General features: G+C 62.2%; 27 protein-coding genes. 8 read left to right on the plus strand and 19 right to left on the minus strand.

What is annotated here, in order from left to right; all coding sequences use genetic code 11:
* Window positions 1–12: 12 nt before the first annotated feature.
* The 10 genes from ACPF9B_RS10605 to ACPF9B_RS10650 form a co-directional block, all read right to left on the minus strand.
* Window positions 13–648 (minus strand): urease accessory protein UreF, encoded by a 636-nt coding sequence (locus ACPF9B_RS10605; protein WP_424180407.1) that lies wholly within the window; start codon window positions 646–648, stop codon window positions 13–15.
* The gene (locus ACPF9B_RS10610) at window positions 641–1,096 is read right to left on the minus strand and encodes an urease accessory protein UreE (RefSeq protein ID WP_424177279.1); all 456 of its coding nucleotides are present in this window, start codon (window positions 1,094–1,096) and stop codon (window positions 641–643) included. Before ACPF9B_RS10610 ends, ACPF9B_RS10605 begins: the two co-directional genes overlap by 8 nt.
* A 22-nt stretch (window positions 1,097–1,118) precedes the next feature.
* Window positions 1,119–1,343 (minus strand): hypothetical protein, encoded by a 225-nt coding sequence (locus tag ACPF9B_RS10615; RefSeq protein WP_007206916.1) that lies wholly within the window; start codon window positions 1,341–1,343, stop codon window positions 1,119–1,121.
* Between the two features lie 120 nt (window positions 1,344–1,463).
* On the minus strand, window positions 1,464–3,224 hold the full coding sequence (gene ureC, locus ACPF9B_RS10620) for an urease subunit alpha (protein WP_007206915.1): 1,761 nt from the start codon (window positions 3,222–3,224) through the stop codon (window positions 1,464–1,466).
* Window position 3,225: 1 nt separating this feature from the next.
* On the minus strand, window positions 3,226–3,531 hold the full coding sequence (locus ACPF9B_RS10625; protein ID WP_424177282.1) for an urease subunit beta: 306 nt from the start codon (window positions 3,529–3,531) through the stop codon (window positions 3,226–3,228).
* Window positions 3,532–3,576: 45 nt separating this feature from the next.
* Window positions 3,577–3,879 carry an urease subunit gamma gene (locus ACPF9B_RS10630; RefSeq protein ID WP_424177284.1) on the minus strand — a complete coding sequence of 101 codons (303 nt, stop codon included), beginning with the start codon at window positions 3,877–3,879 and terminating at the stop codon, window positions 3,577–3,579.
* 3 nt (window positions 3,880–3,882) lie between these two features.
* Window positions 3,883–4,716, minus strand: a complete 834-nt coding sequence (locus tag ACPF9B_RS10635; RefSeq protein ID WP_424177286.1) for an urease accessory protein UreD — start codon at window positions 4,714–4,716, stop codon at window positions 3,883–3,885.
* A 128-nt stretch (window positions 4,717–4,844) separates the two neighbouring features.
* Complete coding sequence (locus ACPF9B_RS10640; protein WP_424177288.1) at window positions 4,845–7,133, minus strand: glycosyl hydrolase family 28-related protein; 2,289 nt, start codon at window positions 7,131–7,133, stop codon at window positions 4,845–4,847.
* 102 nt (window positions 7,134–7,235) lie between these two features.
* Window positions 7,236–7,640, minus strand: coding sequence for a DUF4864 domain-containing protein (locus ACPF9B_RS10645; RefSeq protein ID WP_007206910.1), 405 nt, complete (start codon window positions 7,638–7,640; stop codon window positions 7,236–7,238).
* Between the two features lie 109 nt (window positions 7,641–7,749).
* Window positions 7,750–9,324 carry a lysine--tRNA ligase gene (locus ACPF9B_RS10650; RefSeq protein ID WP_424177290.1) on the minus strand — a complete coding sequence of 525 codons (1,575 nt, stop codon included), beginning with the start codon at window positions 9,322–9,324 and terminating at the stop codon, window positions 7,750–7,752.
* 111 nt (window positions 9,325–9,435) lie between these two features.
* On the opposite strand from ACPF9B_RS10650, the gene ACPF9B_RS10655 reads away from it, so the two are divergent.
* Complete coding sequence (locus tag ACPF9B_RS10655) at window positions 9,436–9,855, plus strand: tellurite resistance TerB family protein (protein ID WP_007206908.1); 420 nt, start codon at window positions 9,436–9,438, stop codon at window positions 9,853–9,855.
* A gap of 70 nt (window positions 9,856–9,925) precedes the next feature.
* Here ACPF9B_RS10655 and dacB read toward each other — a convergent pair whose 3' ends face one another.
* Window positions 9,926–11,398 carry a D-alanyl-D-alanine carboxypeptidase/D-alanyl-D-alanine endopeptidase gene (gene dacB, locus ACPF9B_RS10660; protein WP_424180409.1) on the minus strand — a complete coding sequence of 491 codons (1,473 nt, stop codon included), beginning with the start codon at window positions 11,396–11,398 and terminating at the stop codon, window positions 9,926–9,928.
* Entirely contained in the window at window positions 11,392–12,009 is a 618-nt protein-coding gene (locus ACPF9B_RS10665; RefSeq protein ID WP_007206906.1) for a nicotinate-nucleotide adenylyltransferase, read from the minus strand. The genes dacB and ACPF9B_RS10665 overlap by 7 nt, the downstream gene beginning before the upstream one ends.
* Window positions 12,010–12,189: 180 nt before the next feature.
* Between ACPF9B_RS10665 and ACPF9B_RS10670 the strand changes: the two genes are divergently transcribed.
* The 3 genes from ACPF9B_RS10670 (at window position 12,190) to ACPF9B_RS10680 (ending at window position 14,547) form a co-directional block, all read left to right on the plus strand.
* Window positions 12,190–13,122, plus strand: coding sequence for an aldo/keto reductase (locus tag ACPF9B_RS10670; protein WP_424177293.1), 933 nt, complete (start codon window positions 12,190–12,192; stop codon window positions 13,120–13,122).
* Window positions 13,119–14,189 (plus strand): NAD(P)/FAD-dependent oxidoreductase, encoded by a 1,071-nt coding sequence (locus ACPF9B_RS10675; protein ID WP_424177295.1) that lies wholly within the window; start codon window positions 13,119–13,121, stop codon window positions 14,187–14,189. The genes ACPF9B_RS10670 and ACPF9B_RS10675 overlap by 4 nt, the downstream gene beginning before the upstream one ends.
* Before the next feature lie 64 nt (window positions 14,190–14,253).
* Window positions 14,254–14,547 carry a hypothetical protein gene (locus ACPF9B_RS10680; protein WP_007206903.1) on the plus strand — a complete coding sequence of 98 codons (294 nt, stop codon included), beginning with the start codon at window positions 14,254–14,256 and terminating at the stop codon, window positions 14,545–14,547.
* Here the strand turns inward: ACPF9B_RS10680 and ACPF9B_RS10685 are convergent.
* Both ACPF9B_RS10685 and ACPF9B_RS10690 read right to left on the minus strand, forming a co-directional pair.
* Window positions 14,544–17,036 (minus strand): GcvT family protein, encoded by a 2,493-nt coding sequence (locus ACPF9B_RS10685; RefSeq protein ID WP_424177297.1) that lies wholly within the window; start codon window positions 17,034–17,036, stop codon window positions 14,544–14,546. The two genes, ACPF9B_RS10680 and ACPF9B_RS10685, sit on opposite strands and share 4 nt — an antisense overlap.
* A gap of 99 nt (window positions 17,037–17,135) precedes the next feature.
* Window positions 17,136–18,122: a 2-hydroxyacid dehydrogenase gene (locus ACPF9B_RS10690; protein ID WP_424177299.1), complete on the minus strand. Its 987-nt coding sequence runs from the start codon at window positions 18,120–18,122 to the stop codon at window positions 17,136–17,138.
* Between the two features lie 106 nt (window positions 18,123–18,228).
* On the opposite strand from ACPF9B_RS10690, the gene ACPF9B_RS10695 reads away from it, so the two are divergent.
* Together ACPF9B_RS10695 and ACPF9B_RS10700 are read left to right on the plus strand one after the other, a co-directional pair.
* Window positions 18,229–18,759 carry an SH3 domain-containing protein gene (locus tag ACPF9B_RS10695; RefSeq protein ID WP_424177301.1) on the plus strand — a complete coding sequence of 177 codons (531 nt, stop codon included), beginning with the start codon at window positions 18,229–18,231 and terminating at the stop codon, window positions 18,757–18,759.
* Window positions 18,760–18,804: 45 nt separating this feature from the next.
* On the plus strand, window positions 18,805–19,713 hold the full coding sequence (locus tag ACPF9B_RS10700) for a cation diffusion facilitator family transporter (protein WP_424177303.1): 909 nt from the start codon (window positions 18,805–18,807) through the stop codon (window positions 19,711–19,713).
* A 72-nt stretch (window positions 19,714–19,785) separates the two neighbouring features.
* On the opposite strand, the gene ACPF9B_RS10705 is transcribed toward ACPF9B_RS10700, so the two are convergent.
* From ACPF9B_RS10705 to ACPF9B_RS10725, 5 genes are all read right to left on the minus strand, one after another.
* Window positions 19,786–21,807, minus strand: a complete 2,022-nt coding sequence (locus ACPF9B_RS10705; RefSeq protein ID WP_424177305.1) for a M3 family metallopeptidase — start codon at window positions 21,805–21,807, stop codon at window positions 19,786–19,788.
* Window positions 21,804–22,871, minus strand: coding sequence for a HesA/MoeB/ThiF family protein (locus ACPF9B_RS10710; RefSeq protein WP_424177307.1), 1,068 nt, complete (start codon window positions 22,869–22,871; stop codon window positions 21,804–21,806). The genes ACPF9B_RS10705 and ACPF9B_RS10710 overlap by 4 nt, the downstream gene beginning before the upstream one ends.
* Window positions 22,868–23,314, minus strand: a complete 447-nt coding sequence (dut, locus tag ACPF9B_RS10715) for a dUTP diphosphatase (RefSeq protein ID WP_424177309.1) — start codon at window positions 23,312–23,314, stop codon at window positions 22,868–22,870. Before dut ends, ACPF9B_RS10710 begins: the two co-directional genes overlap by 4 nt.
* Window positions 23,311–24,504 carry a bifunctional phosphopantothenoylcysteine decarboxylase/phosphopantothenate--cysteine ligase CoaBC gene (coaBC, locus tag ACPF9B_RS10720; RefSeq protein ID WP_424177311.1) on the minus strand — a complete coding sequence of 398 codons (1,194 nt, stop codon included), beginning with the start codon at window positions 24,502–24,504 and terminating at the stop codon, window positions 23,311–23,313. The genes dut and coaBC overlap by 4 nt, the downstream gene beginning before the upstream one ends.
* A gap of 66 nt (window positions 24,505–24,570) precedes the next feature.
* Window positions 24,571–25,449 carry an RNA polymerase factor sigma-32 gene (locus ACPF9B_RS10725; protein ID WP_424177313.1) on the minus strand — a complete coding sequence of 293 codons (879 nt, stop codon included), beginning with the start codon at window positions 25,447–25,449 and terminating at the stop codon, window positions 24,571–24,573.
* 90 nt (window positions 25,450–25,539) lie between these two features.
* On the opposite strand from ACPF9B_RS10725, the gene cobU reads away from it, so the two are divergent.
* Both cobU and ACPF9B_RS10735 read left to right on the plus strand, forming a co-directional pair.
* Window positions 25,540–26,055 carry a bifunctional adenosylcobinamide kinase/adenosylcobinamide-phosphate guanylyltransferase gene (gene cobU, locus ACPF9B_RS10730; protein WP_007206893.1) on the plus strand — a complete coding sequence of 172 codons (516 nt, stop codon included), beginning with the start codon at window positions 25,540–25,542 and terminating at the stop codon, window positions 26,053–26,055.
* Complete coding sequence (locus ACPF9B_RS10735) at window positions 26,052–26,630, plus strand: histidine phosphatase family protein (protein ID WP_424177316.1); 579 nt, start codon at window positions 26,052–26,054, stop codon at window positions 26,628–26,630. The genes cobU and ACPF9B_RS10735 overlap by 4 nt, the downstream gene beginning before the upstream one ends.
* The last annotated feature ends 22 nt before the right edge of the window (window positions 26,631–26,652 follow it).

Below are 26,652 nucleotides of genomic sequence, written 5' to 3' on the forward strand. Positions count from 1 at the left end.
GGTGAGCTTTCGTCATGACCGGAAAATCCGGCTGTATTGTGTGTTATGCTGCATCGCCGCGGTATCGACGGCAAAGGTCGCGCTGCCGATATCGTCAAGGCTGGCGCGGGTCGCCTCGGCCCCGATGCGAATGCACAGTGGGGCAAGACCCGCCACTATCTGCTGTGCCTGCGTCTGGCCCAGCGGCATCAGGCGCTGTGCGGCCTGCACCAGATTGCTGGCAAAGCTTTGCAGCCAAAGCTGTGCGACCGGCCGCACGGGCAGGTCCATCAGCCGCGCCGCGCGCCCCACCGCCACAGGATAGGCCATATCTGGCAGATCAAGCCCCCAGACAGCCCGCGTCGTCGCGGCAAAAGCTGCCCCTTGTTGTAACGTTTCCATCCGGCGTTCGCGGCTGGGGGCCAGCACGGCGGCGAGGTCTGCCACGGGGGCCACATCATCCGCGCCATGCGCCGCGCACAGCAGGATCGCATCGCTGCGCCCTGCCCCGTGGTCCAGCACATCCGACAGCCAGTCCGCCAAACCCTGCGCATCGTGCAGATCGCCGCGCCCGATGGTCCGTTCCAACCCGTGCGACCACGCAAAGGCCCCCACCGGATAGGCCGGCGACAGCCATTGCGCCAACGTCAAAAGCTGCGCGTCATGCATGGGAATGGCCGTGATCATGGCCCATGGTGCGCCCGTGGCCATAAGCCCCGCCTTCGGGTGTGAAGGGTCCATCGACATCGGTGACTGTCGCGCCCAGCTGTTCCAGCATCGCGCGCATCACCTTTTCGCGCTGCACGACCAGCGCGTCAGGCAGGATCGCGCAGGGCGCATGGCGGTTGCCGATGTGCCAGGCCAGACGGACCAAGTCGCCGGTGACGCGCATCAGCGCCTCGTCTGCGGCGATAACGGCGATCTGGCGACCATCGTCCAGCACGAACACATGCCCTGCATCAACCGATGTCGTCTGCGGCAGATCAACCACAAACGGTTCGCCATGATCCGTGACCAACCGTTTGCGGCGCAAGATCCGCGCGTCATAGGTCAGGCTGATATGATCCGCCACCGGCCCATGCGCATGGGCATGTGTTTGCAGGGCGCGTGCCGTCATGGCGCGCACCCCAACGCCATCGTCAGCTGCGGATGCTGAGAAACTTTGCCGTGGCTTCGGCGCGGGTCATGCCCCAAGCCTCCAGCTGGGCATCGGACATGTTGTTGAGCTCGTGCAAAAGACGCGCTTGCGCGGTTGCCTCGGACACCTTGATGATGAACCGCCCCAGCGCGCGCAGCGGCGTCGTCACAAAGCGGGTCAGTATGTCGTGGTTGGAGATCAGGATCGTATCTGTGTGGAAAGCCATGTTGCACCTCTATAATGCGGTTATCTTTCCCCCCTGCACCCAAGTTAGGCCCTGTGCGCGGTGCCAACAACCGCGCATTGCGCAAAGCCACTATGCGTTTTCTGCAATGCAGCATCATGATCAAAACAGGAAATAGCGTTGCGCCATCGGCAACACCTCTGCCGGTGCGCAGGTCAACAAGACGCCATCGGCGCGCACCTCATAGGTTTCGGGGTTCACCTCGACATGCGGCATGGCGGTGTTCAGTTTCAGATCCTTTTTGCCAATGTTGCGAGTGTTGACGACAGGCAAGGTCTGTTTCGCCAGCCCCAAGCTGCCCCTGATCCCCGCATCCTGCGCCGCCGCACTGACAAAAGTGACGGCAGAATGTTCGACCGACCGGCCATAGGCGCCGAACATGGGCCGTGTATAGACCGGCTGCGGCGTGGGGATCGACGCATTGGGATCACCCATCTGGGCCGCCACAATCGTGCCACCCATCAAGATCATCTCGGGCTTAACGCCGAAAAACGCAGGGTTCCACAACACCAGATCGGCGCGCTTGCCGACCTCGATTGATCCGACATGGGCGGAAATCCCATGCGCAATCGCCGGGTTGATCGTGTATTTGGCAATATAGCGGCGCACGCGCAGATTGTCGTTATCGCCGGTTTCTTCGGCCAATTGCCCGCGCTGGACCTTCATCTTATGCGCGGTCTGCCATGTGCGGATAATCACCTCGCCCACGCGGCCCATCGCCTGACTATCGGATGCGATGATCGAAAACGCGCCCATATCGTGCAGGATATCCTCGGCGGCAATCGTCTCGCGGCGGATGCGGCTTTCGGCAAAGGCCACATCCTCGGGGATGGATTTGTCCAGATGGTGGCAGACCATCAGCATATCCAGATGTTCGTCGATGGTGTTGACGGTAAACGGCCGCGTCGGGTTGGTGGAGGACGGCAGCACATTGGGCTGGCCGCAGATCTTGATGATATCCGGCGCATGGCCACCCCCCGCACCTTCGGTGTGGAAGGCATGGATGGTGCGGCCTTTCAGGGCGGCAACGGTATTCTCCACAAATCCCGCCTCGTTCAATGTGTCGGTATGGATCATCACCTGCACATCCCACGCGTCAGCGACCGACAAACAGCAATCAATCGCCGCGGGGGTCGTGCCCCAATCCTCGTGCAGTTTCAGACAAGACGCACCCGCCAGCACCTGCTCTTCCAGCGCGGCAGGCAGGCTGGCATTGCCCTTGCCCGCAAAGGCAAGGTTCATCGGAAACGCATCCGCCGCCTGCAACATCCGCCCCAGATGCCAAGGGCCAGGCGTGCAGGTCGTGGCCAGCGTGCCATGCGCAGGGCCAGTGCCGCCGCCGATCATCGTGGTCAGGCCGGAATACAGCGCATCGTCAATCTGCTGCGGGCAGATGAAATGGATATGGCTGTCGATCCCGCCTGCGGTCAAAATCCGGCCCTCACCGGCAATCGCCTCTGTCCCCGGTCCGATGATGATGTTCACGCCCGGCTGGGTATCAGGATTGCCCGCCTTGCCGATGGCCACAATGCGCCCGTCTTTAAGGCCGACATCCGCCTTGATGATGCCGGTCCAGTCCACGATCAGCGCATTGGTGATGACCGTATCCACCGCTCCCGCCGCCCGCGTGACCTGAGACTGCCCCATCCCGTCGCGGATCACCTTGCCGCCGCCGAATTTCACCTCTTCGCCGTAATACAGCGCATTGGGGCCGGTGCCGCCCGTCGTGGCGCGCCCGACAAGTTCTGCAGTCAGATCGCGCTCGACCTCGATGAACAATTCCGTATCGGCAAGCCGCACCTTGTCGCCCACCGTAGGGCCAAACATCGCGGCATAATCGCGGCGGTTGATCGTTGCTGGCATCCTACAAATCCCCCATCACAGCTTGATTGAACCCAAACACACGCCGCGCCCCACCAAGCGGGATCAGGTTGACATCGCGCCTTTGCCCCGGCTCGAACCGCACAGCCGTGCCAGCGGCAATATCGAGCCGCATGCCGCGCGCGGCCACGCGGTCAAAATCCAGCGCCGGATTGGTTTCGGCAAAATGGAAATGCGACCCCACCTGCACCGGCCTGTCGCCTGTATTGGCCACCTGCACCACCAGCACCTTTGCCCCGGCATTCAGCGTCAGATCGCCTGACCCCACAATCACTTCACCCGGTCTCATCGCACGACCCCCAACTTCTTATTTCCAAAAATACTCATCTTCTTTTCAACGGATCGGATCATGCACCGTCACCAGCTTGGTGCCATCCGGAAAGGTCGCCTCGACCTGCACCTCGGGGATCATCTCTGCGATCCCGTCCATCACCTGATCGCGGGTGATGATATGCGCACCCGCCTGCATCATATCCGCAACCGACCGGCCATCGCGCGCGCCTTCGACCACGGCATCGGTGATCAGGGCAATCGCTTCGGGATAATTCAGCTTCACACCACGGGCGAGCCGCTTACGCGCCACCTCGGCAGCCATCGCGATCAGCAATTTATCTTTTTCACGCGGGGTCAGTTGCATGGGTCACAATCTCCAGACACGGGGGATCGGCGCCGACGACAGCGCCTCGATCAAAGGGATAAGGTCGCGACGCAGGGTAAAACCATCCGTCGCCAAAAGCCGGATCAGCAGCAGGTCATCGGCCAAAAGGCTCGCACCGGCGGTATCGGGCAGCTCAAGCGTGCCAGCCAGCGCCGCCGCCTGCGGTGCTGCCAGCAACAGCGTCGCCATCGCCCCTGCGCCCCCTGCGATAGCCGCGCGTGCCAGCAGGGCATCGGCATCGCCGATCAGGCGGATCGCATCGGCAAAGACCAGCACGCCATCACGCCTTATGCGCCATTGGTCGCGCAGATGCAGGGAATGGACGACCTCGCCCATCGCGACACGGCCAAAGATCACCGGTTCCACGATCAAGCATTGCGCAGACCCCTCCAGATCGACGCTCATGCGCCGGTCAAGGGCTGCCGCATCGAAAAGAATGGTTTCCTGCGGCAGCCAGTCGATCCGCGCGCCCTGCGCCACCTGCAAGGTGACATCGACGCGCGCGACATGACCGTCAAGTGCTGCATAGCCGCGTTCCGCCGTCTGCGAGGACAGCACGACATGCGCGCCCGGACCTGCCACCACGTCCAGCGCCATCCGGTCGCCACCGGTCAAACCGCCCGCCGTATTCAAAAACACCGTATCGAGCGTGCGGCCATAGCTGCGCGGAAACAACGCCTTCAGGGCGCCTTGTTGACGCAGATCGGCAATCACGCTTTGCGCGCCACGGCGCTTGGCCACAAGACGCAAGGCACCTTGCGCACGGGGCTGCAAAGGCACGGCGCGGTCCGTATCGATCTGTGCGCTATAGGTCATGTGCCGCCTTTCCTTGGCCCCTTGTGCCAAGGATCAACGGCGCAGGACCAGCTTTGGCGCAAGAATATCGCGCAGAAACATGCGATCTTGCGATCACCTGCCTAAAATTCAGGCAACATACCCGGAAATCAGCCCGTCCTGTCCATCCGCACCTGATAACGGACAGCCCCACGCACCGGCACGCTCCAGTTCAGATGAACGGATCGCTGGTTGGTGCCACGCTCGCCCTCGGCCCAGGGCAGCTCGCGGATCGTGGCATTGGCCGCAGTGGTGATTGCGCCGCTGGGCATCACAAAATCGACATGGCGTGCGCGCCCGCCAAAGGGCAAGGCCTGACCTGTATCCATCACCCAAGTGGTGGCGGCGGTCGCCTGGCTATGGGCCAGCACGGCGGGGTTTGCGACGGGAAAATCGACATTGTGGAAGGTGTTGGCGCTGAATTCAAAACTGCGGGTGCGGCTGAAATCCAGATCGGCAAAGGTGGTATCCACCATCTCGACCCGGTCGATGCGGCCATTGATCGCGCGGAACACATTGCCCACAACAGCGAACCCGTTGATGAAATGTCCCGGCCCATAAGGTTTGATCACGATGAAATTGAACCACGGGGCCACGTCATTGGTGGTGAACATATTGCCCGTGATCGTCAGCCCGCCAAAAGAAAACTGCGCGCCCAGCGCAGGGCTGCTGGTATGTTCATTGGTCCATTCGATGAAATTGTTGTCACAGTAATTGCCGGTGAAAATGCTTTTCGGATTGGGCAGGGTCAGCACGATGCCGCCCTTGCGCACGCTGCCCGGCTCATCATCGCCATGAAACCAGTGGTTTGCCGTGATCAGGTTGCCCGACCCCGCCAGCACGCAGAAATGCAAAAACCGGCTGGTGCGGTTATCGCGGATCTTGACGTCATTTGCATTGGCATTGAACCCGATGCTGACGCGGGCGGCGACCGGCACGGATTGTTCGTCCGAAATGAACTGGCAGCGGTCAATCATCAACCCCTGACAGCCATAGCCGGGCGATGTCACGCCACGGTCGCGGGGCCGGTTGATGAAACTATCGCGGATGTGAAAGGTCACGCCATCGGGGGCCATCATGATCCCGCTGGCGATACCGCGCCCTTGGAATTCGATATCGGACAGGATCAACTGACTCAGTTTTTCATAGCCGGAAAAATCCAGCATGTATCTGAAACGGGTAAAGGTAAAAACCTGCGTGCCTTCGGCATCATAAAGCGGATTGCTCAGCGTCAGACGCGCTTGCGCGACATCCACCGCCATCACATAGATCTCGCGCCCGACACCGGCCCCGGTGACCAGTGACCCCACCGCGATATTGGCGATCCCGGTCACATTGGTCAGCTGCCTGTTATTGGCCGCCGCATAGCTGGCCTGCGATGTGACCACGGCTGTATCCCATGCGGCGCTGTCATCGGGCTGGAACTGACCGTTGCGGATCACACGGCGGGTCTCGAACCGCAGCCGCGCGGGGTCACAGGCCTGCATATCGACGGGCGCGGTCAGCAGGATGCGCCGCCCGCACAGGTCAAGCGAGTCGTGATCGGCAAAATTGATCAGCGCCTGATAGGCTTTCTTGAACGCCGTCTCCTCATCCTTGAACGCATCAAGATAGGCGTCGTAATCGTACCCTTTTTGCAAAATGAACCGGTGTTCGGCCGCTTGCACAATCCGGCCTTCGAAACGGGTGTTGTTCTGCATCGTCACATGGCCCGCCAACAGGTAATCGCCCGCAGGCACCATCACCGTCCGCCCGTTCGCCGCCGTATCAGCAGCGATGAAAGCGGCGGAATCGTCCGTCATGCCGTCCCCCTTGGCACCGAAATCGCGCACATCGACAAGACTGACCAGATCACGCGTGAACACGGCGCTGACATCCTCGATCGTGATATCGTCGATGCGCACCAGCCCGCCGACAGGGCCGGTCAGGTCCAGCCCCAGATGGCCGTAATCCGCCCCGGTCCAGACCAGATCAACCCCGGTGCGCGCGGCAGTGGCGATGATCGCGCTGATCGTGACGACCGCGCCATAGGCAGTCAGCTGCGTGGCGGGGCCGGTCGTGGGCACGCCGGTCAAGGCGGTGCCATTGGCGCGGCCGGCCCAACCGGCGATGCGCACCGCGGGCAAAGGCCCCGCCACCGCCTTGACCCGCGCGGTCACACGCAGATAGCAGCCGGGCAGAGCCGGCGTTTGGCCCATATAGCGCAGGCGCGTGATTGGCGCGACTTTCAGTACTTCCAGACAGCCCGCGAAATCCTGATCGGCGGCGACAAACACCCCCGACCCGCTGACGGCATAGGTATCGGACCCCGGCGTGCCATCGCCGCTGGACCAGACCCCAAGGCCCGCCGCAAATGGCAAAGGGTTGAAAACGATAGCGTCGGTGATGGCTTTGTTCATGGATGATCCCCAAAGGCTGTGCTGCGCAACTGCCGACAGGATATCCCAAAGAGCTAAAGACCGGCTGACACCACCGTGACGGTCAGCCGCGCAACGGGCGCCTCAGGCCCCGACATCGGGTGCAGGCAACAGCGTCACACCATTGATCTGCCAGCCATCAGCCGTTTCAATCATCTGGTAATCCAGCAGATGCAGCGCGCCCTGGGCATCGCGGATCATCACCTTTTGCCAGACAAACCCCGCCACATCGCGCAGGTCCAGAAACCGCACATCGGCATTGTCCCAGACCATCGGATAGCCTTGCTGGACCATCGCGGCGAAATTGCCCTCATTGCCGAACAAGCGCTTGATATTGGGGCTGGCATAGGACCAGGCCGCCGCAACATCGCGGTCGTTGAAGGCCTGCAACTGGTCACCGATCACGCCGGTGATGGCCGCATTATCCTGTGCGACAAGGGCCGTGGCCGATAGCCAAAAACCCACAATGAATACAAAAATACCCTTCATCAGCCCCTCCGCGCGCAATCTTCGTCTTTGATACGCAGCCAAAGGCCAATCAGTTCATTTTCGCGCCCCCCCATCTTCCGAGCCCAAATATCCCCCGCGCAGCGGAAATTCAGACTTCGGTGGACAGCTGGGCCTCGATCAGGGCGACGGTTTCATCCACACCGTAAAGCGCGATGAACCCACCAAACCGCGGGCCTTGCGAGGCACCCAGCAGCACCTCGTAAAGGGCGGTGAACCAATTGCGCAACGGATCGAAGCCGTGGTCGTTGCCGACAGCGAAGACCATGGTCTGCAGGGCTTCGGCATCAAGCCCGCCATCCCAGACCCGCAGCCGCGCCGCCAGATCCTGCAACGCCGCACGTTCCTGATCACTGGGCGCGCGATAGGTTTTGGCGGGCTTCACAAAATCATTGTAATAGCGCACCGCAAACCCTGCTGCCTGATCCATCTGGGGGTTCTTTTCGGCGGACGCATCGGGGGCATAACGGCGGATAAAGCCCCACAGCGTATCCTTGTCCTCGGCCCCTGATACGGATGCAAGGTTCAGCAGCATCGCAAACGGCACCACCATGTCGGACACCGGCACGTCGCCGCCGTGGATATGGAACACCGGATTGTTCACGCGGCCCGCATCGTCCTGATCGGCATAGGCGCGCAATTGCTGGTGGTATTCGTCCACCGCCTTGGGGATCACGTCGAAATGCATCCGCTTGGCGGTTTTCGGCTTTTGATACATGAAATAGCTCAAAGATTCCGTCGCCGCATAGGTCAGCCATTCGTCAATCGAAATCCCGTTGCCGGATGATTTGGAAATCTTCTGGCCGTTCTCGTCCAAGAACAGCTCATAGGAAAAATGGTTCGGCTTGCGCCCGCCCAAGATCTCGCAGATCCGGTCATAGATCGCGGTGTTGGTGGCATGTTCCTTGCCATACATCTCGAAATCAACGTCGAGCGCGGCCCAGCGCGCGCCAAAATCGGGCTTCCATTGCAGTTTTACATTGCCGCCCGTGACAGGCAGGGTCCATTCGCGGCCATCCTCATCGTCGAACGTCACCTCGCCGCGCACGGCATCGACGTTCTTCATCGGGACGTACAGCACGCGACCGGTTTCAGGATGGATCGGCAGGAAGATCGAGTAAGTCTCCTGCCGTTCCTCGCGCAGGGATTTCAGCATCACTGCCATCAGCGCATCATAGCGTTCAGCGGCCCGCAGCAGGATTTCATCGAACTGGCCGGTGCGATAAAATTCGCGCGCCGAATAGAATTCATACTCGAACCCGAAGGTATCAAGGAAACGGCGCAGCATCGCGTTATTGTAATGGCCGAAACTTTCGTATGCGCCAAACGGGTCGGGCACCGATGTCAGCGGCTTGTGCATATGTTCCTTTAGCATGTCCTGTTGGGGTACATTGCCCGGCACCTTGCGCATCCCGTCCAGATCGTCGGAAAAACAGATCAGGCGGGTGGGGATGTCGGAAATCACCGCAAAGGCGCGGCGGATCATCGTGGTGCGCAACACTTCGCCAAAGGTGCCGATATGCGGCAGGCCGGACGGGCCATAGCCGGTTTCGAACAGCACATAGCCCTTTTCGGGCGGTGCATCCTCGTAGCGTTTGAGCAAGGCGCGCGCTTCTTCAAAGGGCCAGGCCTTGGATGTCATCGCAGCGTCACGCAGGTTGGTCATAATCTTGCTCGCAGTCAAAGGCGGCGCCCCAAATGGCGCCCGCACGCACACTCCCTATTGCGAGACGGACAGGGCGTCAATAAATGGGACAGGTATCAAAAAGGATAGACCATGTCAGACGCCGGCCCATTGACTGCTCAGGACGCGCTGGTCGTTCTGATGATCAGCGTTTCCGCCGCGGATGGCAACATCCGCACATCCGAACTGGTCAAGATCAGCAATGCGATCAACAACCTGCCGGTGTTCGCGGGCTATGACGTGGAACGCGTGCCGCAGATGTCGCAGCTTGTCTTCGATCTGCTGGAACCCGAAGACGGGCTAGAAGCCTTGTTTGGCCTGATCCGCGATGCCCTGCCCACCCGCCTGTTCGAGACCGCCTATGCATTGTCATGCGATGTAGCCGCCGCCGATGGCCAGATTGCAGGGCAAGAGGCGCGGATGCTCGAAGAAATCCGCGAGGAGCTGGATCTTGACCGGCTTTATGCGGCTGCGATCGAGCGTGGTGCGCGGGCGCGGCACATGACCGTGTAAAGCAAAGACAGAGTTTAAAAAAGATTCTGGCCTCCGGCGGGGATCTTTGCGCTCGAAAGATGCCAAAGACCTAATAGGCCCGCAATGCCCATTGCTGCACGATATCCTGTTGCAGGCGGCGCGCCTGCGCGTTCCAGCGGCGCGCGCCGGGCGGGATTTCCTCGCCCAGTGCCTTGCCACGGTCGCGTGCCTCCAGATCGGCGGCGAAGATCGCAAAGCTCAGGTCGCGCCCGCCCGCGCTGCGCAGATATCCCGCCAAGGCGCTGACAAAGTTCAGCGTGCCGGTCTTGGCCTGTACATCCACCTGCCCCGCGCTGATCGCCGTCGGGTTCTGGTCCACCAGCCTGATGTCGCGCATCAGCGGACGCAACTGTGCCTGCACATCGCGGGCTTGCAGGAAAGCGACCATATCGGCGGCGCTGATCTGTGACGCATCGCCAAGGCCGGAATGATCCGCGAATTGCGGCGCAATGCCCGGCGCGCGCATGCCTGCCCAGCGCGCCATATCCTGCGCCGATATCCGCAGACCACGGACCTGCCCTGCGATCCGCGCGGTGGCGGTCAGGCCCAGCGCCTCGGCGGTGATATTGGTGGAATAGCGCATCATCTGCGCCAAAACCCCCGCCAGCGGCTGGCCGTCGTGGCGCGCCAGTTCCACCGCCTGCGGCAGCGCGGGGATGACGCGGGGGTGGCCAAGCATGATGCCCTTGCTGCGCGCGAAAACCGCAAAGACCTCGGCTGCGTAAAGCGCGGGGGCGCGCACCGGCAGCCAGCGCGATCCTTCGGCGTTCAGCGCAGAGCGTGCCACAGTCCAGTCATCGACATCGCCGTCACGCGCATGGGTGAATACCGGCTGATCACGGTCCACGACCCGCATCCGCGCGATGGTGACAGGCGGGCGCTGGGTGTCGCTGCGCGCGTCCATCGCAGTGACATAGTTCTGCCCTTGCCGCCGCCATTCGAAATGCACGCGGTTGTAATTCAGGTTCAGCCCGCCAAGTGCCGGGTTATAGCCAACATGCGGCAGTTGCGCGGGGTCGATCTGGTCAAGCGAGGGCAAAGCGCCATCCCAGACCAGAAAATCACCCCTGACCTCGCGCAGGCCGGCCGCATGGGTGGCATCGACCAGTCGGGCCATCTCATCCGTGTCCAGATTTGGATCACCACCACCTGCAAGGATCAAATTACCATCTAAAATACCGCCCTGTAGCGTGCCTTGAGCAAGAACGCGTGTCGTGAACCTGTGATCCGGCCCCAGAGTTTCGAGCGCGTAAAGCGCCGTGACCGCCTTTGTCACGCTGGCCGGTGGCAGCGGCGCGGCGGCGTTATATGTTTCCAGCACCTCCCCCGTGGCCGGATCACCCAGCGCCACGCCGACCTGCCCGCTGATCCCCGCACGGGCGACAATGCTGTCCAGCGCAGCGCGCGGCGATACCCGGGCGATGGGACGGTAGGACCGCAGCGGCGCTTCGGCATAAGCGCCGGTCGCAAGGGTCGCGCCAAGCCCTGCCAGCATCTGCCGCCGCGTCGGTCGCATCACCATTCGCCCCGCGCGCGGATCGCCGAGGACGATTGATGCGACATCGGCAGGTTGATGAATGACCACGCAGGGGCTTGCGCCCGCCCCAGCCGATGACTGGCCCTGTCGGGCAATTGGGCGGCACCATAGATCCGCGCTGCTTTTGACAGGCGCGCCGAAATCCGGTCATCGGGCCGCGCGATCACGCCGACCGGCACGTTGTCCATGATCCAGCGCCAATCCTGCCAACGGTGCAATTGCGCCAGATTGTCGGCCCCCATCAGCCAGACGAACCGCACCCCCGGATAATGCCTGCGCAAGGCCACCAGCGTTTGCGCGGTATGGCGGGTGCCAAGCTGGGCCTCTATGTCGGTGATAGTCACGCGGGGGTGTCGCATCAGGGCTTGTGCCGCCTGCATCCGCTGGGACAGCGGCGCAGGCCCGTTGCGTTTCAGCGGATTGCCGGGGCTGACCAGCCACCAGACCTTGTCCAGCCCGAACCGCGTCAGCGCGGCCTTGGTGATATGCACATGGCCGTGATGCGCCGGATCAAACGACCCGCCGAGCAGCCCGATCACCTGTCCTGCCTTTGCCACCGGAAAGCCGTGCAAGTTTGCGCCCCTTATCGGCCCCATTACCTTGCCGCAACAAGCAGGCTGGGCGGCAAAATGTAAACCCCCTGACGTAAACCCCGTCATGCAAACCCCGTCAGGGCCAACGCCATGCTCACAAACCGGCTTTGCAACAGGTGCGGGGGTCGAAATTTAGCTGCGCCGCCGCTTTTCATCGGCCCAGCGCCGTGCCAGATTGCCTGCATGACACAGTTGACCACACAAGACGGCACGCCCGTTTCCCGCCTGACCTTCGGCACAATGCAATTTGGCGGCAAGGCCGATGCGGCCGAAAGTGCCGCCATGTATGATGCCGCGCGTGCCGCCGGTATCACCCATTTCGACACCGCCGTGCGCTATACCGATGGGGCAGCCGAAAAGATCCTTGGCCAGCTGATCAAGCATGAGCGCGACAAGATCTATCTGGCGACCAAGGTCGGCTATACCGGCGGGGCGGGGCGGGCCAATATTCTAGCGCAATTCGACATCTGCCGCAGCCAGTTGCAACGCGATCAGGTTGATCTGCTGTATCTGCACCGGTTTGACGATGACACGCCGCTGCAAGAAACCTTTGCCACCATGGCAGAGCTGCAAGCGCGCGGTGCGATCCGGCATATCGGCGTGTCCAATTACGCCGCCTGGCAGGTGATGAAAGCGCAAGCCGTGGCGCGCGATCTTGGCACCCGGATCGATGTGATGCAGCCGATGTATTCCTTGGTCAAACGACAGGCCGAGGTCGAGATTTTCCCGATGGCGCAGGATCAGGGCATCGCGCTGGCGCCCTATTCGCCCTTGGGTGGCGGGTTGCTGACCGGCAAATATGCCAGCGGCGGCACCGGGCGGCTGACCGATGATCCGCGCTATGCGGTGCGGTATGGTCAGGGCTGGATGCATGATGTGGCCGCGCGCCTGACCGCCTTGGCCCGCGATGCAAGCACCGACCCCGCCACGCTCGCCGTGGCATGGGTCATGACCCATGCGACACGGCCATCGCCCATCATCTCGGCCCGGTCATTGGCGCAATTGCGACCGTCGCTGGCGGCAGCGGATTTCGCAATGTCGGCAGATATCTATGCACAGATCACAGCGCTCAGCCCTGCGCCGCCACCGGCCACCGACCGGCTGGAAGAGGCATGAATGATTTCCTGATCATCGGCGGTGGGATCGCCGGCATTTCCGCCGCAGCGCGCCTGTCAGCCTTGGGCAGCGTCACGCTGCTGGAACGCGAAGACGCGCTGGCCTATCACGCCTCTGGCCGCTCTGCCGCCTTGTTCGAGCAACATTACGGCAAGCCGTCGACAGTCGCGCTGAACCGCGCCAGTCTTGATTTTCATCGCAGCGCCGATGTGCTGTCGCCGCGCGGGTTGATGCTGGTCGGCAGCAAGGGCGAGGCTGATCTGTTCGCAGCCGACGTGCAGGCGATGCAGATGGCCGAAATCACGATGGATGAGGCCTTGGCGCTGATCCCTGTGCTGAACCCCGCCCATGTCGATCGTGCGGCCTATGATCCGGGGGCATGGGATATCGACACCGACAGGTTGATCCAGACATTCGCGAAAACCGCGCGCGGCAATGGCGCGCAGATCATCACCAAGGCCGAGGTGACGGCGATCAGTCGCACCGCGCAAGGCTGGGCTGTCAGCACCAAGGCTGGCGACTATGCAGCGCGACAACTGGTTAATGCCGCTGGCGCATGGGTCGATGTGATCGCCGCCATGGCGGGGGTGGCCCCTTTGGGGTTCCAACCCCTGCGCCGGTCGATGGCGCGGATTCCCGCGCCTGACGGGCATGACCTGCGCGCTTGGCCGATGGTCTTTGGCGCAGGCGAAGGCTGGTATGCCAAACCCGATGCCGGCGCGCTGATCGTGTCCCCCGCAGAGGAAGACCCCACAGACCCCCATGACGCCTATGCCGATGACATGGTGCTGGCCGAGGGGCTGGCGCGTTATGCACAAAACGTCACCACGCCCGTGACCCGTCTGCTGGCGTCATGGGCGGGGCTGCGTACCTTTGCGCCGGACCGCAACCTTGTGCTGGGGCCGGACCCCGCGCATCCCGGTTTCATCTGGTGCGCGGGCCAAGGTGGCTACGGCATGCAATCCGCACCCGGAGCCAGCCAGTTCCTGGCCGATCTTGTCGGCGGAAAGCCGCTCGAAATTGGCGCTGAAATGGTGGCGGCGCTGCTACCTGCGCGGTTCCGCTGATTTTTTGCACAAGGCGCAGCATCGCGCCCTTACAAAGCGTAAAGCGCCGATATAACTGCACCCGATGCAGCGCAAAGACCACCATATCAAGGCCAGATTCGACCGGCAGTATCGCAAGATCGCGCTCCGCGTCCCGGGGATGAAGCGATTGGGTCAGCCGGGCTGGATGGTCTTTCGCGTCGTATTCGGCCTTTTGTTCGTGATCGCTGGCCTGCTGGCCGTTTTGCCGGTCCTGGGCCTGTGGATGATCCCTGTCGGGCTGCTGTTGCTGGCCATCGACCTGCCTATCCTGCAAGGCCCCGTCTCGCGTCTTTTGATACGGGGCCGCAGGTGGATCGCGCTGCGGCGCAGGCGCTAGCCGTCGATACGGATCTTGGCATTCTGCGGGTCATACGGGCTGTCTTCGACAATCTCGGCAGGCCACAATTGGTCCAGCATCTTGACCTGTAGCTTGGTGCCGACAACCGCCATTTCGGGTTTGACATAGCCCATGCCGATGGATTTGCCGAAAGCCACCGAATAGCCGCCCGATGTCAGACGCCCGACACGGGTGTCGCCGTGATACAATGCCTCGCGGCCCCATGGGTCAGCATCGCTTGGCCCGTCGATCAGCAAGGTGACGCATTTGCTGCGCACACCCTTTTCCAGCAGCGCGTCTTTGCCGTGGAAATCCTTAGACAGGTCCACGAAACGCGGCAGATCAGCCTCGAGCGGGGTGGCATCGCGGCCCAGTTCATTGCCAAAGGCGCGGTACGATTTTTCCTGCCGCAGCCAGTTTTGCGCCCGCGCGCCGACCAGTTTCATGCCATGTGGCGCGCCTGCCTTTTCCAGCAGATCGAACAGGTAGTTCTGCATCTCTACGGGATGGTGCAATTCCCAGCCAAGCTCGCCGGTATAGGCGACGCGGATCGCATTCACCGGACACATGCCCAGTTCGATCCTTTGTGCGGACAGCCATGGGAAACGCTTGTTCGACAGGGCGGTGGCGGGGTCTGCATCCTTGATCACCGCGGCCAGCACATCACGGGATTTCGGGCCAGCAATGGCGAAAACGCCCCATTGTGTCGTCACGTCTTGGGCGTTGATGCGGCCAAATTCGGCTTCTTTGTCTTCAATCGCCTTGAGCAGGTAATCCTGATCATAGGCGGTCCATGCGCCCGCAGAAACGAGGTAATAATCATTCTCGGCGTTACGCACGATGGTATATTCGGTGCGCGTCGTGCCGTGCGCGGTCAGCGCATAGGTCAGGTTGATCCGGCCCACACGCGGCAATTTATTGGTTGTGAACCAGTCCAGAAATGCCGTGGCACCGGCACCCGTGATCCGGTGCTTGGTAAAGGCGGTCGCGTCGATCAGGCCGACACCTTCGCGGATCGCCTTGGCCTCTTCCACCGCATATTGCCACCAGCCACCACGCCGGAAGGACCGCGCGTCATGGTCGTTGAAACCAGCAGGGGCATAGTAATTGGGCCGCTCCCAGCCGTTCACAAAGCCGAATTGCGCGCCGCGCGCGGATTGGCGGTCATAGGCGGGCGATGTGCGCAGCGGGCGGCAGGCGGGGCGTTCTTCGTCCGGATGGTGCAGGATATAGACGTGGTCGTAACATTCTTCGTTCTTGCGCGCGGCAAATTCGGTGGTCATCCAATTGCCGTACCGCTTGGGGTCAAGCGATGCCATGTCGATCTCGGCCTCGCCATGCACCATCATCTGCGCAAGGTAATAGCCGGTGCCGCCAGCGGCGGTGATCCCAAAGGAAAACCCTTCGGCCAGCCACATGTTGCGCAATCCGGGTGCCGGACCGACCAGCGGATTGCCATCGGGGGTGTAACAGATCGGGCCGTTGAAATCGTCCTTCAGGCCAGAGTTTTCGCAAGACGGAATCCGGTGGATCATCGCCATATATTGGTCTTCGATCCGCTCCAGATCCAGCGGGAACAGATCGGCGCGGAAACTGTCAGGCACGCCATATTCGAACACAGCGGGCGCGTTCTTTTCATAGACGCCCAAAATCCACCCGCCACGTTCTTCGCGCACATAGGATTGCGCATCCGCGTCGCGGACCACGGGATGTTCGACATTGCCTTCGGCACGGAACTGCACCAGCGCGGGGTCTTGGTCCATCACGATGAACTGGTGTTCAACGGGGATCGCGGGGATCTTGATGCCAAGCTTTTTCGCAGTCGTTTGGGCATGGTTGCCGCTGGCGGTGACGACATGTTCGGCGGTGATGGTGATCTGTTCGTCAGACGGCACCAGGTTGCCGCCCTTTTCCACCATCTTGGTGCAGGTGACTTCCCAATGCGTGCCGTTCCAGTGGAACGCATCGGCCTGCCATTTGCGTTCAATCGCAACCCCGCGCTGGCGCGCGCCCTTGGCCATCGCCTGCGTCACATCGGCGGGGTTAATATAGCCGTCGGTGTGGTGATAAAGCGCGCCTTTCAGATCATCCGTGCGGATCAACGGCCATTTCGCCTTGATCTGGTCGGGCGTCATCCAGACATAAGGCACGTCGCATGTTTCAGCTGTTGATGCGTAAAGCATGAATTCATCCATGCGTTCTTGCGTCTGTGCCATGCGCAAATTGCCGACGACGGCGAAACCCGCGTTCAGGCCGGTTTCCGCCTCCAATGATTTATAGAAATCGACCGAATATTTGTGGATATGGGTTGTGGCAAAGGACATGTTGAACAAAGGCAACAGGCCCGCAGCGTGCCAAGTGGACCCCGACGTCAATTCATCGCGTTCCAGCAGCATGACATCATCCCAGCCCGCCTTGGCCAGATGATAAGCAATCGAGGTGCCGACAGCGCCGCCGCCCACAACCAATGCTTTGACTTGCGTTTTCATGCTGCGATTCCCCATTGCCACTTTTGCGCTAAGTTGCGCGAAATGCGCCCGCGCTGACAGAACCAGCCGACCGCTTTACGCACAAATACGACAAAGGGGTCAGAGCATGGACGGAACCACCAGATCGGGCGGGCGATGCCCATCGGCAAAGGTCTTGATGTTGAGGATGACTTTCTCGCCCATCTCGACCCGGCCTTCGAGCGTAGCAGACCCCATATGCGGCAAAAGGATCGCGTTGGGCAGTTCTTTCAGACGCGGATTGATCAGATGCCCGCGTTCGAACACATCCAGCCCGGCCCCCGCGATTTCGCCCGCGCGCAGCATCCGCGTCAGGGCGTTTTCGTCGATCACCTCGCCGCGCGATGTGTTCACGATCACAGCGTTCGGCTTCATCAGCTTCAGCCGCCGCGCGTTCATCAGATGAAAGGTCGATGGCGTATGCGGGCAGTTGATCGACAAGATGTCCATGCGCGCGACCATCTGGTCAAGGCTTTCCCAATAGGTCGCATCCAGCATCTCTTCCACCTCGGGGCGCAGACGGCGGCGGTTGTGGTAATGGACTTGTAAACCAAAGGCGGCAGCGCGTTTTGCGACCGCCTGCCCGATCCGCCCCATGCCGAGAATCCCCAGACGCCGCCCCTTGATCCGCCCCCCCATCATCGCGGTGGGGGTCCAACCCTGCCATGTATCCGATTGCGCAAGCTTGATCCCCTCGCCCATGCGGCGGGTGACGCCAAGGATCAGCGCCATCACCATATCGGCAGTGTCATCAGTCATCACGCCCGGCGTGTTAGAAACATGGATGCCCCGCTGGAGCGCGGTGGCCACATCGACATGGTCCACGCCCGCCCCGTAATTGGCGATCAGCTTGAGCTTGTCGCCGGCCCGCGCCAGGATTTTCGCGTCGATCTGGTCGGTGATCGTCGGCACCAGCACATCGGCGGATTGCATCGCATCGACCAGTTCGTCCGGCGTCATCGGCGCGTCATTGTCGCGCAATTGCACGTCGAACAATTCCTTCAGCCGGGTTTCCACCTGCTGCGGCAATTGTCGCGTGACGACAACAGTAAGATGCTTTCCTGGCATGGTGCGTCCCTCTTGGCTTTTCAAATCCGGTCCTGCGTGGCAGGTTGCGCGAAAGGGACGCGCAGCACAAGAACAGCGCGCCCGAAACGGGCATAAAAGGCAGAAAATGAACAGTTTCGTTCGGTGGTCCCGCGTGATGCGCATGGCCCTTTGCGCCATGGTGCTGGCCAGTGCCGCAGCGGTTGCACAAGAGGCCAGCGACGGCCCCGCGATCGGGCCTGAAACCAACCTGCCGGTACCACGTTTCGTGTCGTTGAACGCGGCAGAGGCGAATGTGCGCCGCGGCCCGTCGCTGTCACACCGGATCGACTGGGTGTTCAAGCGCCGCAACATGCCGCTGCAACTGGTCGCGGAATATGGCCAATGGCGGCGTGTCATCGACCATGACGGTCAGGGCGGGTGGATTCACTATACTTTGCTGTCAGGCGCACGCACTGTGCTGGTCACTGAAACCCCGACCCCCCTGCGCACGCTGCCCGACCCTACGGCACCTGAAAACGCCATCTTGGAACAAGGCGTGATCGGACGGCTGGGCCAGTGTGAACCCGACTGGTGCCAGCTGAACGCGGGCGGCTATCGCGGCTGGGTGCCGAAATCGGATATCTGGGGCGTCACGCTCGAAGAATTGCGCGACTGAGCGCTGCGCATTGCCAGCGGCACCATGATTGCCTAAGCACCGCGCATGAGCGCGCCAAATGACACCCGCCTGAACCTGTCCGCCGGGCTTTTGTCCGTGACGGTTGCGGCTGTGCTGGTCGCAGCCAAGCTTTGGGCGTTGGCGGAAACCGGATCGCTGGCGGTGGCCGCGACCTTGGCGGATAGCGCGCTCGACCTGATGATGTCGCTGGGCGGTCTGGCCGCTATCGCCTATGCCGCAAAACCCGCCGATGACGACCATAATTTTGGCCATACCTCGGCCGAAGATCTGGCAGCACTGGGCCAGTCTTTGTTCATTCTTGTCTCGGCTGGCGTGATCGCAGTGGCGGCGGTGCTGCGCCTTCTGGACGACACCACCGCCATGCCGAAATCTGAGGGGCTTGGCATCGGCGTCATGGTGTTTTCGATCATCGTGACGCTGGGGCTGGTGAGCTGGCAGCGCCATGTCGCGCGGCGCACCGGCAACAAGGTCGTGCTGGCCGACAGCCTGCATTACATGGGTGATCTGATCCCCAATATCGGGGCGATTGTCGCGCTCTGGGCTGCGGCGCGGTTCGGGCTGCACGAGATCGACAGCGTCGTGGCGTTGGGGGCTGCGGCCTTTCTGGCGGTTGGCGCGTTGCGTATCGGCAAAGGGGCATGGGATGCGTTGATGGACCGGCAGGCTGATCCCGCGATGATCGCAGGTATCCGGCAGATCGTCGAAGGTTGCGACGGTGTGCGCGGGCATCACGACCTGAAGACGCGGGTCGCAGGCAGCCGCGTTTTTGTGAACCTGCATATCGAGCTGGATGGCGCACAAACGCTGCATCAGGCGCATGCGATTGGCGCAGCCCTGCGCCGGTCAATTATAGCAGCCTACCCCAGCGCCGATGTGCTGATCCACAAAGACCCTGTCGGCGTGGAACGCCACCCCGATGATACACGCCCCTAAGGGTGCAGGGTGCGCTGCCTCCGCCCCGGACCTGGTCCGGGGCCCCCCGGGATGTTTGGGCTCGGAAGATGGTCAGGCGGCCAGACCGCGCCCTTTGAGCAAGGCATCCACCCCCGGCATCCGGCCACGAAAGGCAGTATAAAGATCGGCAGCATCCACCGATCCTCCGGACGACAGCACGGTTTTTTCCAGCTTGGCGGCGGTAGCAGCGTCGAACGGATCGCCTGCTTCCTCGAAGGCTGCGAAAGCGTCGGCGTCCATCACCTCGGACCACATATAGCTGTAATAGCCGCTGGAATAGCCGTCACCGGCAAAGACATGCGCGAAATGCGGGGTCGCGTGGCGCATGCCGATGGCTCGCGGCATCCCGATGTGAGCAAGGATTTCCGCCTGTCGTTGCATCGGATCGGCGGGGGCCGGCCCGTCGTGGAACCCCAGATCGACCAGCGCCGCGGCGACATATTCGACGGTCTGAAAACCCATATCATAGGTCGTGGCCCGCAGCAGTCGTTGCAGCAGGGCGTCTGGCATTGCAGCACCGGTATCGGCATGGGTCGCGAATTCGGACAGCACGGTGGGGACGCTGAGCCAATGTTCATAAAGCTGGCTGGGCAGTTCCACGAAATCGCGCGCGACGGATGTGCCGCTGATGCTTTCGTAGGTGACATCCGACAGCATCTGGTGCAGCGCATGGCCGAATTCATGAAACAGCGTCCGCGCGTCGTCAAAGGACAAAAGCGCGGGTTTGCCCGCCTCGGGTTTGGCGAAATTGCACACGTTGATGACATGCGGGCGGGTATCGCCGCCCAGCCGTTTTTGCGACCGCATCGCCGAACACCACGCACCCGAGCGTTTTGATCCGCGCGCGAAATAATCGCCGATAAAAACCGCGACATGCGCGCCATTGCGTGTCACCTCCCAGATCCGCACATCCGCGTGGTAGACGGGGCCGTCGATGGGGGTGAAATCCAGCCCGAACAGCCGGTTGGCACAGGCAAAGGCCGCGGCGATCATCCGGTCGAGTTGCAGGTAGGGTTTGATTTCCGCTTCATCCAGATCATGCAGCGCGCGGCGGCGTTTTTCGGAATAATAGCGCCAGTCCCAGGGTTCCAACGGGCCTGCATGCCCATCGGCAAGCAGCATCTGTTCCAGCAATGCCGCATCGGCCTCGGCGGCGGCTTTGGCGGGGTCCCAGACCTGCATCAGCAGATCGCGCACCGCGGCAGGATTGCCCGCCATTTCGGTTTCCAGTTTGAAATCGGCAAAACTGTCATAGCCCAAAAGCGCCGCACGTTCCTGCCGCAGCGCCAGCGTTTCGGCGGCAATCGCGCGGTTGTCGGTGGCCCCGCCATTGGCCCCGCGCGCGCTCCAAGCCCGATACGCCTTTTGCCGCAGATCGCGCCGGTCAGAGAATTGCAGGAACGGCACGATCAGCGAACGCGACAGGGTCACGACAGGACCGTCCATGCCTTTTTCGGCCCCTGCGGCGCGGGCTGTCGCCAGCACGAAATCGGGCAGCCCGCCCAGATCATCCGGCCCCAGCGGCATCACCCAGTCGCGTTCGTCAGCCAGCAGGTTCTGCACGAATTGCGTGCCCAGCACCGACAGCCGCGATTTGACAGCGCGCAGGCGGGCGGCGGCGTCCCCGTCCAGCAACGCGCCCGCGCGCACAAAGCCACGCCGCGTCAGCATCAGGACGCGCTGTTGTTCGGCGGTCAGCCCGAGCGTGTCGCGGCTGGCCCAGAGCGCCTCGATCCGCGCGAACAGCGCCTTGTTTTCCGAAATCTCGGAGGAATAGGCGCTGAGCAAGGGCGCGAAATCGCGCTGCAATGCTTCGCGCGCGGGGTTACTGTCAGCGCCTGCAAGGCTATAGAACGCACCCAAGACGCGGTTCAGCGTGGCATCGGCCTGTTCCAACGCCGCGATGGTATTGGCGAAATCGGGCAGCGCGGGATCATCTGCAATGGCCGCGATATTGGTGCGGGACAGGGCCAAAGCCGCATCCACCGCGGGCGCGAAATCATCATCCGAGATCATGCCAAAAGGCGGCAGGCCAAACGGCGTGTCCCAGTCGGTCAGCAGCGGGTTGGTCATGGCGAAACTCCTGTCGATGATGTCAAACCCTTGCCAGCGCAGACTGGACAATCGGGCTGCGGCTTGATCGCGATGCTCCGGGTCTGGGCATAAAGCGCGTCATAGATCAGCAGCCGCCCGGCCAGCCCGTCACCTGCCTGCGTGATCTGTTTGATCGCCTCGACCGCCATCATCGCGCCGATCACGCCGGGCAGCGGACCCAGCACGCCCGCCTCGGCGCAGGAAGGGACCAGCGCGGGATCAGGCGCTTGGGGGAAGACACAGGCATAGCAAGGGGTGCCATGGGCGGGGTCATAAAGGCTGATCTGCCCTTCCCATTGCGTCAGGGCGGCGGCGATCAGCGGGATGCCTTGGGCCACGGCGGTTGCGTTGACCAAATAGCGGGTCGTGAAATTGTCGCTGCCATCCAGCACCAGATCGTATTCGGCGCAAAGCTCGGCCGCGATCTGGGCCGTCAGCCGCCGGTGATAGGGCCGCACGGTCACAAACGGGTTCTGCGCCACCATCGCGGCGGCGGCGGAATGGACCTTGGGCATGCCGATATTCTTGTCGGTGTGGATCACCTGCCGCTGCAAGTTCGCATTCTCGACCGTATCATCGTCGATCACCCCGATGGTGCCGACACCAGCGGCGGCCAGATATTGCAAGGCTGGCGCACCCAGCCCGCCTGCCCCAACGACCAGCACGCGCGCATCGCGCAACGCTTTTTGCCCCGGCCCGCCGATTTCGCGCAGCACGATATGGCGGGCATAGCGGTTCAGCTCTGTATCAGAAAACCTGCCTGCGCGCACCACAGGGGCTGCAACGGGTGTGACCCGCGCGCGCAACCGCGCAAGGCCCCGCCGATAGGCTGCGACGATAAACCCGAACGCGATCAGCAAGCCCCACAGCCGTGCATCGCCCCCTGTCGCCAGGCGTAGCGGATGGCCCGCAGGCAGGACCACATGCAGCATCATCACGCTGACCAGCAGGATACCCAGCATCGTCCAGCGCGCATGATAGGGCGCTTTCATCACCGTGCCGATCCCCCACAGGGCGGCCGCCATTGCGCCCACCATAATCATGTGCCGGTAGACCCGAAACCGCCTGCGCCACGCAGGCTTTCTGACAGGGTATCGACCAGCACGAACTGCGCCTGCACCACGGGGGCCACGACCATCTGCGCGATCCGCATGCCATGGGTGATCTGGACCGGATCAGTCCCGTGGTTCACCACGATCACCCCCACCGGCCCGCGATAATCGCTGTCGATCGTGCCGGGCGCATTCAGCAGGGTCAGCCCCTGTTTCAGTGCCAGACCAGAGCGTGGCCTGATCTGCGCCTCATAGCCTTGGGGGATCTGCATCCGCAGCCCCGTGGGGATCAAGGCGCGCGCGCCGGGGGACAGGTCAACAACCCCCTTGTCGGGCAGATTGGCGCGCAGATCGGCACCCGCCGCCCCGGCCGTTTCATAGCGGGGCAGGCCAAGCGACTGGTCTGCACCGGCGTCCCAGACCACATTAATCATGCGATCACCTGCGCGATGCGTTGGGCCAGTTGGGCGGCGACGGCGTCTTTGGTCATGCGCGGCCAGCTTTCGGCACCCTGATCGGTGATCAGGGTCACGGCGTTTTCGGTGCCACCCATGATGCCTGTTGCGGGCGAGACATCATTGGCCACGATCCAGTCGCAGCCTTTGCGCAGGCGTTTGGCGGTGGCATTGGCGATCACATCGTCGGTTTCAGCGGCAAAGCCCACGACCAAGGGCGGCCGGCCTGCGCCCATCTGCGATACCGTCGCCAGAATGTCGGGGTTTTCGGCAAATGCCAGATGCGGCAGGCCGGCTGCATCTTTCTTGATCTTGCTTTGGCCTGCGTTGGCGACACGCCAATCCGCGACGGCGGCGGCGAAAACGGCGGCATCGGCGGGTCTGGCCGCCTGCACCGCAGCCAGCATCTGGGCGGCGGTTTGCACGCGCACCACATGCACGCCCTCAGGCGGCGGCACATCGGCCGGGCCGGTGACGAATGTCACATCCGCGCCAAGCCGCGCCAGCGCACGGGCAATCGCCGTGCCTTGCGCGCCGGACGAGCGGTTGGCGATATAGCGCACAGGATCAATCGGTTCATGGGTGGGGCCGGATGTGACAAGGATATGTTTGCCCTGCAACGGCCCATCGGCCAGCGCAGCGCTGATTGCGGCGATAATCTGCGGCACTTCAGCCATGCGCCCGGGGCCAAATTCGCCGCAGGCCATCACGCCATCATCCGGGCCTGCCACCAGCACGCCGTCGCCGCGCAGGATCGCCAGATTGCGCTGGGTCGCGGGGTGGTTCCACATTCGCACATTCATCGCAGGCACAATCAACACGCGCTTGTCCGTCGCCAAAAGCAGGGTCGAGGCCAGATCATTTGCCAATCCCGCCGCCATTTTCGCCATCAGATCGGCGGTGGCAGGGGCCACGACAACCAGATCGGCGGCGCGGGACAATTCGATATGGCCCATTTCGGCCTCGTCCGTCAGGTCGAACAGGTCTTGATAGACCTTGGACGCGGCCAGTGCCGACAGGCTGAGTGGGGTGACAAATTCCGCGCCCGCCTTGGTCAACACAGGCGTCACATGCGCGCCCTGATCGCGCAGGCGGCGCACCAGGTCCAAAGATTTAAAGGCGGCAATACCACCGCCCACGATCAGCAGAATATGTCGCCCCGCCAGCATTGTCGTTCTCCGGTCAATTCCAGTCGGACCTTAGGGCGGAACCGACCGGAAAGACAATGTGGCGTATCAGGCGAAGAACGATTGCACTTCGGTGCTTTGCGCCTCGAGGCTTTTGCGCATCTTGCCAAAGGCCGCAGCCTCCAGCTGACGGACGCGTTCCTTGGACAGACCAAGTTCCGACCCAAGGCTTTCCAGCGTGCGCGGATCGTCACGCAATTTGCGTTCGCGCACGATGAATTGTTCGCGGTCGTTCAGCGCGGTCAGCGCAGTGACCAGCCACTGGCGCAACGTGTCGGTGTCATGCGAATTTTCGACCTTTTCGGCGGCCTGCGGTGCGTCGTCTTCCAGCGCGTCGATCCATTCGCGCCCTTCATCTTCCATCGACTGGGTTGCGTTCAGCGAAAAATCGGACCCCGACAGGCGGCCATCCATCATCTGCACGTCATGCAGCGGCACACCCACCTCGATCGCGATCTTTTCGTGCAATTCATGGGTTTCCAGATGCACCCCTTCGGCCGCAGCCTCGCGTTCCAGACGGGCCTGCACGCGGCGCATGTTGAAGAACAGCGATTTCTGCGACGATGTCGACCCTGTGCGCACCATGGACCAGTTGCGCATGACGTAATCCTGAATAGACGCCTTGATCCACCAGACCGCATAGGTCGAAAACCGCACGCCACGGTCGGGGTCGAATTTGTCTGCGGCTTTCATCAGGCCGACCGACGCTTCTTGGATCAAATCGTTCATCGGCGCGCCATAGCGTTTGAATTTCGACGCCATCGAGATCGCCAGCCGCATATAGGCGGTGATCAGCCGGTGCAGCGCTTCTTCGTCGCGCTGGTCGCGCCAGGCATAGGCAAGGCGCAATTCTGTTTCAGCATCGAGCAATTCGGCGCGCATCGCGGTGCGTGACAGTGTTTGATCGGAAAAACCACTAACGGCCATTATTCTTCCCCCAGTTTGTCGAGCTATGGATTAACTTTTCTTTATGTCCTTGTTACGAGAGCATTCTGAAAACGGATCACTTGAATATTCATGTCACCATTGCCAAACCTCACACTTGTCCTAGGCGGCGCGGCCTCTGGCAAATCCAGCTATGCTGAAGGGTTGATCGTCAACAGCGGTCTGGAAAAGCTGTATATCGCCACGGCACAGGTGTTTGACGATGAAATGGCGGCCAAAGTCGCCCGCCACCGCGATCTGCGCGGCACCGGCTGGACCACGGTTGAGGAACCGCTGGACCCCGGCGCCATCTTGTCGCAGCACAGACCCGACAGCGCGGTACTGGTGGATTGCGCCACGCTGTGGCTGACCAATGTGATGCTGGCCGACCAAGACGTGCCGGCCGCCTGCGCCGCTTTCGTGCAGGCCATGGCGGATTGCGCGGCCCCTGTGGTTGTCGTGTCAAACGAGGTCGGACAGGGGATTGTTCCCGACAATGCGCTGGCACGGCGGTTCCGCAATGCGCAGGGCGCGCTTAATCAGGCAATCGCGGGTCAGGCCGACCGCGTGGTCGTGGTGATGGCGGGCCTGCCGCTGGTTTTGAAATGACGCAGCTCTGGTGGGTGCGGCATGCACCGACGCATGAAAAATCCTTTGTCGGCTGGCGCGATGTGCCTGCCGACCTGTCCGATACCGCAATGATCGGGCGCGTGGCGGACCATCTGCCCGCGGGTGCGGTGATCGTGGCTTCTGACCTGCAGCGCGCATCAACCACGGCGGATGCCATTGGCGGGACGCGCCACCGCCTGCCCGATATGCCCGCCCTGCGCGAGATGGATTTCGGCATCTGGGACGGGATGGATTGGCGCGACGTCGCCGCGCGCGACCCTGACCTCAGCCGCCGGTTCTGGGAACAGCCCGGCGATCTGCGCGCGCCGGATGGCGAAAGCTGGAATGACGTCAGCGCCCGTGTCGCCCGCGCGGTGGATGATCTGACCCTGCGTTTCGCAGGCCGCGATATCGTGCTGGTCGCGCATATGGGCGTCATCATGACCCAGATCCAGCGCGCCTCCGGCAGCACGGCCTATCAGGCGCTGGGGCATCAGATCGACAATCTGTCGGTGACGCGGATGGCGCGCAACGGCGCAGGCTGGACCTTGGGCGCGGTCAATCATTTGCCGTGATGGGGCAGATCACGCAATGTCG

It is taken from the genome of Yoonia sp. TsM2_T14_4, assembly GCF_049602355.1.
Taxonomy (GTDB): domain Bacteria; phylum Pseudomonadota; class Alphaproteobacteria; order Rhodobacterales; family Rhodobacteraceae; genus Yoonia; species Yoonia vestfoldensis_A.

What these genes read in the sequence shown, in the direction of transcription:
- ACPF9B_RS10605 (WP_424180407.1), bottom strand. Translation starts at nt 648, where the DNA reads ATGCATGACGCGCAGCTTTTGACGTTGGCGCAATGGCTGTCGCCGGCC.
- ACPF9B_RS10610 (WP_424177279.1), bottom strand. Translation starts at nt 1,096, where the DNA reads ATGACGGCACGCGCCCTGCAAACACATGCCCATGCGCATGGGCCGGTG.
- ACPF9B_RS10615 (WP_007206916.1), bottom strand. Translation starts at nt 1,343, where the DNA reads ATGGCTTTCCACACAGATACGATCCTGATCTCCAACCACGACATACTG.
- ureC (WP_007206915.1), bottom strand. Translation starts at nt 3,224, where the DNA reads ATGCCAGCAACGATCAACCGCCGCGATTATGCCGCGATGTTTGGCCCT.
- ACPF9B_RS10625 (WP_424177282.1), bottom strand. Translation starts at nt 3,531, where the DNA reads ATGAGACCGGGTGAAGTGATTGTGGGGTCAGGCGATCTGACGCTGAAT.
- ACPF9B_RS10630 (WP_424177284.1), bottom strand. Translation starts at nt 3,879, where the DNA reads ATGCAACTGACCCCGCGTGAAAAAGATAAATTGCTGATCGCGATGGCT.
- ACPF9B_RS10635 (WP_424177286.1), bottom strand. Translation starts at nt 4,716, where the DNA reads ATGACCTATAGCGCACAGATCGATACGGACCGCGCCGTGCCTTTGCAG.
- ACPF9B_RS10640 (WP_424177288.1), bottom strand. Translation starts at nt 7,133, where the DNA reads ATGAACAAAGCCATCACCGACGCTATCGTTTTCAACCCTTTGCCATTT.
- ACPF9B_RS10645 (WP_007206910.1), bottom strand. Translation starts at nt 7,640, where the DNA reads ATGAAGGGTATTTTTGTATTCATTGTGGGTTTTTGGCTATCGGCCACG.
- ACPF9B_RS10650 (WP_424177290.1), bottom strand. Translation starts at nt 9,324, where the DNA reads ATGACCAACCTGCGTGACGCTGCGATGACATCCAAGGCCTGGCCCTTT.
- ACPF9B_RS10655 (WP_007206908.1), top strand. Translation starts at nt 9,436, where the DNA reads ATGTCAGACGCCGGCCCATTGACTGCTCAGGACGCGCTGGTCGTTCTG.
- dacB (WP_424180409.1), bottom strand. Translation starts at nt 11,398, where the DNA reads ATGGTGATGCGACCGACGCGGCGGCAGATGCTGGCAGGGCTTGGCGCG.
- ACPF9B_RS10665 (WP_007206906.1), bottom strand. Translation starts at nt 12,009, where the DNA reads ATGGGGCCGATAAGGGGCGCAAACTTGCACGGCTTTCCGGTGGCAAAG.
- ACPF9B_RS10670 (WP_424177293.1), top strand. Translation starts at nt 12,190, where the DNA reads ATGACACAGTTGACCACACAAGACGGCACGCCCGTTTCCCGCCTGACC.
- ACPF9B_RS10675 (WP_424177295.1), top strand. Translation starts at nt 13,119, where the DNA reads ATGAATGATTTCCTGATCATCGGCGGTGGGATCGCCGGCATTTCCGCC.
- ACPF9B_RS10680 (WP_007206903.1), top strand. Translation starts at nt 14,254, where the DNA reads ATGCAGCGCAAAGACCACCATATCAAGGCCAGATTCGACCGGCAGTAT.
- ACPF9B_RS10685 (WP_424177297.1), bottom strand. Translation starts at nt 17,036, where the DNA reads ATGAAAACGCAAGTCAAAGCATTGGTTGTGGGCGGCGGCGCTGTCGGC.
- ACPF9B_RS10690 (WP_424177299.1), bottom strand. Translation starts at nt 18,122, where the DNA reads ATGCCAGGAAAGCATCTTACTGTTGTCGTCACGCGACAATTGCCGCAG.
- ACPF9B_RS10695 (WP_424177301.1), top strand. Translation starts at nt 18,229, where the DNA reads ATGAACAGTTTCGTTCGGTGGTCCCGCGTGATGCGCATGGCCCTTTGC.
- ACPF9B_RS10700 (WP_424177303.1), top strand. Translation starts at nt 18,805, where the DNA reads ATGAGCGCGCCAAATGACACCCGCCTGAACCTGTCCGCCGGGCTTTTG.
- ACPF9B_RS10705 (WP_424177305.1), bottom strand. Translation starts at nt 21,807, where the DNA reads ATGACCAACCCGCTGCTGACCGACTGGGACACGCCGTTTGGCCTGCCG.
- ACPF9B_RS10710 (WP_424177307.1), bottom strand. Translation starts at nt 22,871, where the DNA reads ATGATTATGGTGGGCGCAATGGCGGCCGCCCTGTGGGGGATCGGCACG.
- dut (WP_424177309.1), bottom strand. Translation starts at nt 23,314, where the DNA reads ATGATTAATGTGGTCTGGGACGCCGGTGCAGACCAGTCGCTTGGCCTG.
- coaBC (WP_424177311.1), bottom strand. Translation starts at nt 24,504, where the DNA reads ATGCTGGCGGGGCGACATATTCTGCTGATCGTGGGCGGTGGTATTGCC.
- ACPF9B_RS10725 (WP_424177313.1), bottom strand. Translation starts at nt 25,449, where the DNA reads ATGGCCGTTAGTGGTTTTTCCGATCAAACACTGTCACGCACCGCGATG.
- cobU (WP_007206893.1), top strand. Translation starts at nt 25,540, where the DNA reads ATGTCACCATTGCCAAACCTCACACTTGTCCTAGGCGGCGCGGCCTCT.
- ACPF9B_RS10735 (WP_424177316.1), top strand. Translation starts at nt 26,052, where the DNA reads ATGACGCAGCTCTGGTGGGTGCGGCATGCACCGACGCATGAAAAATCC.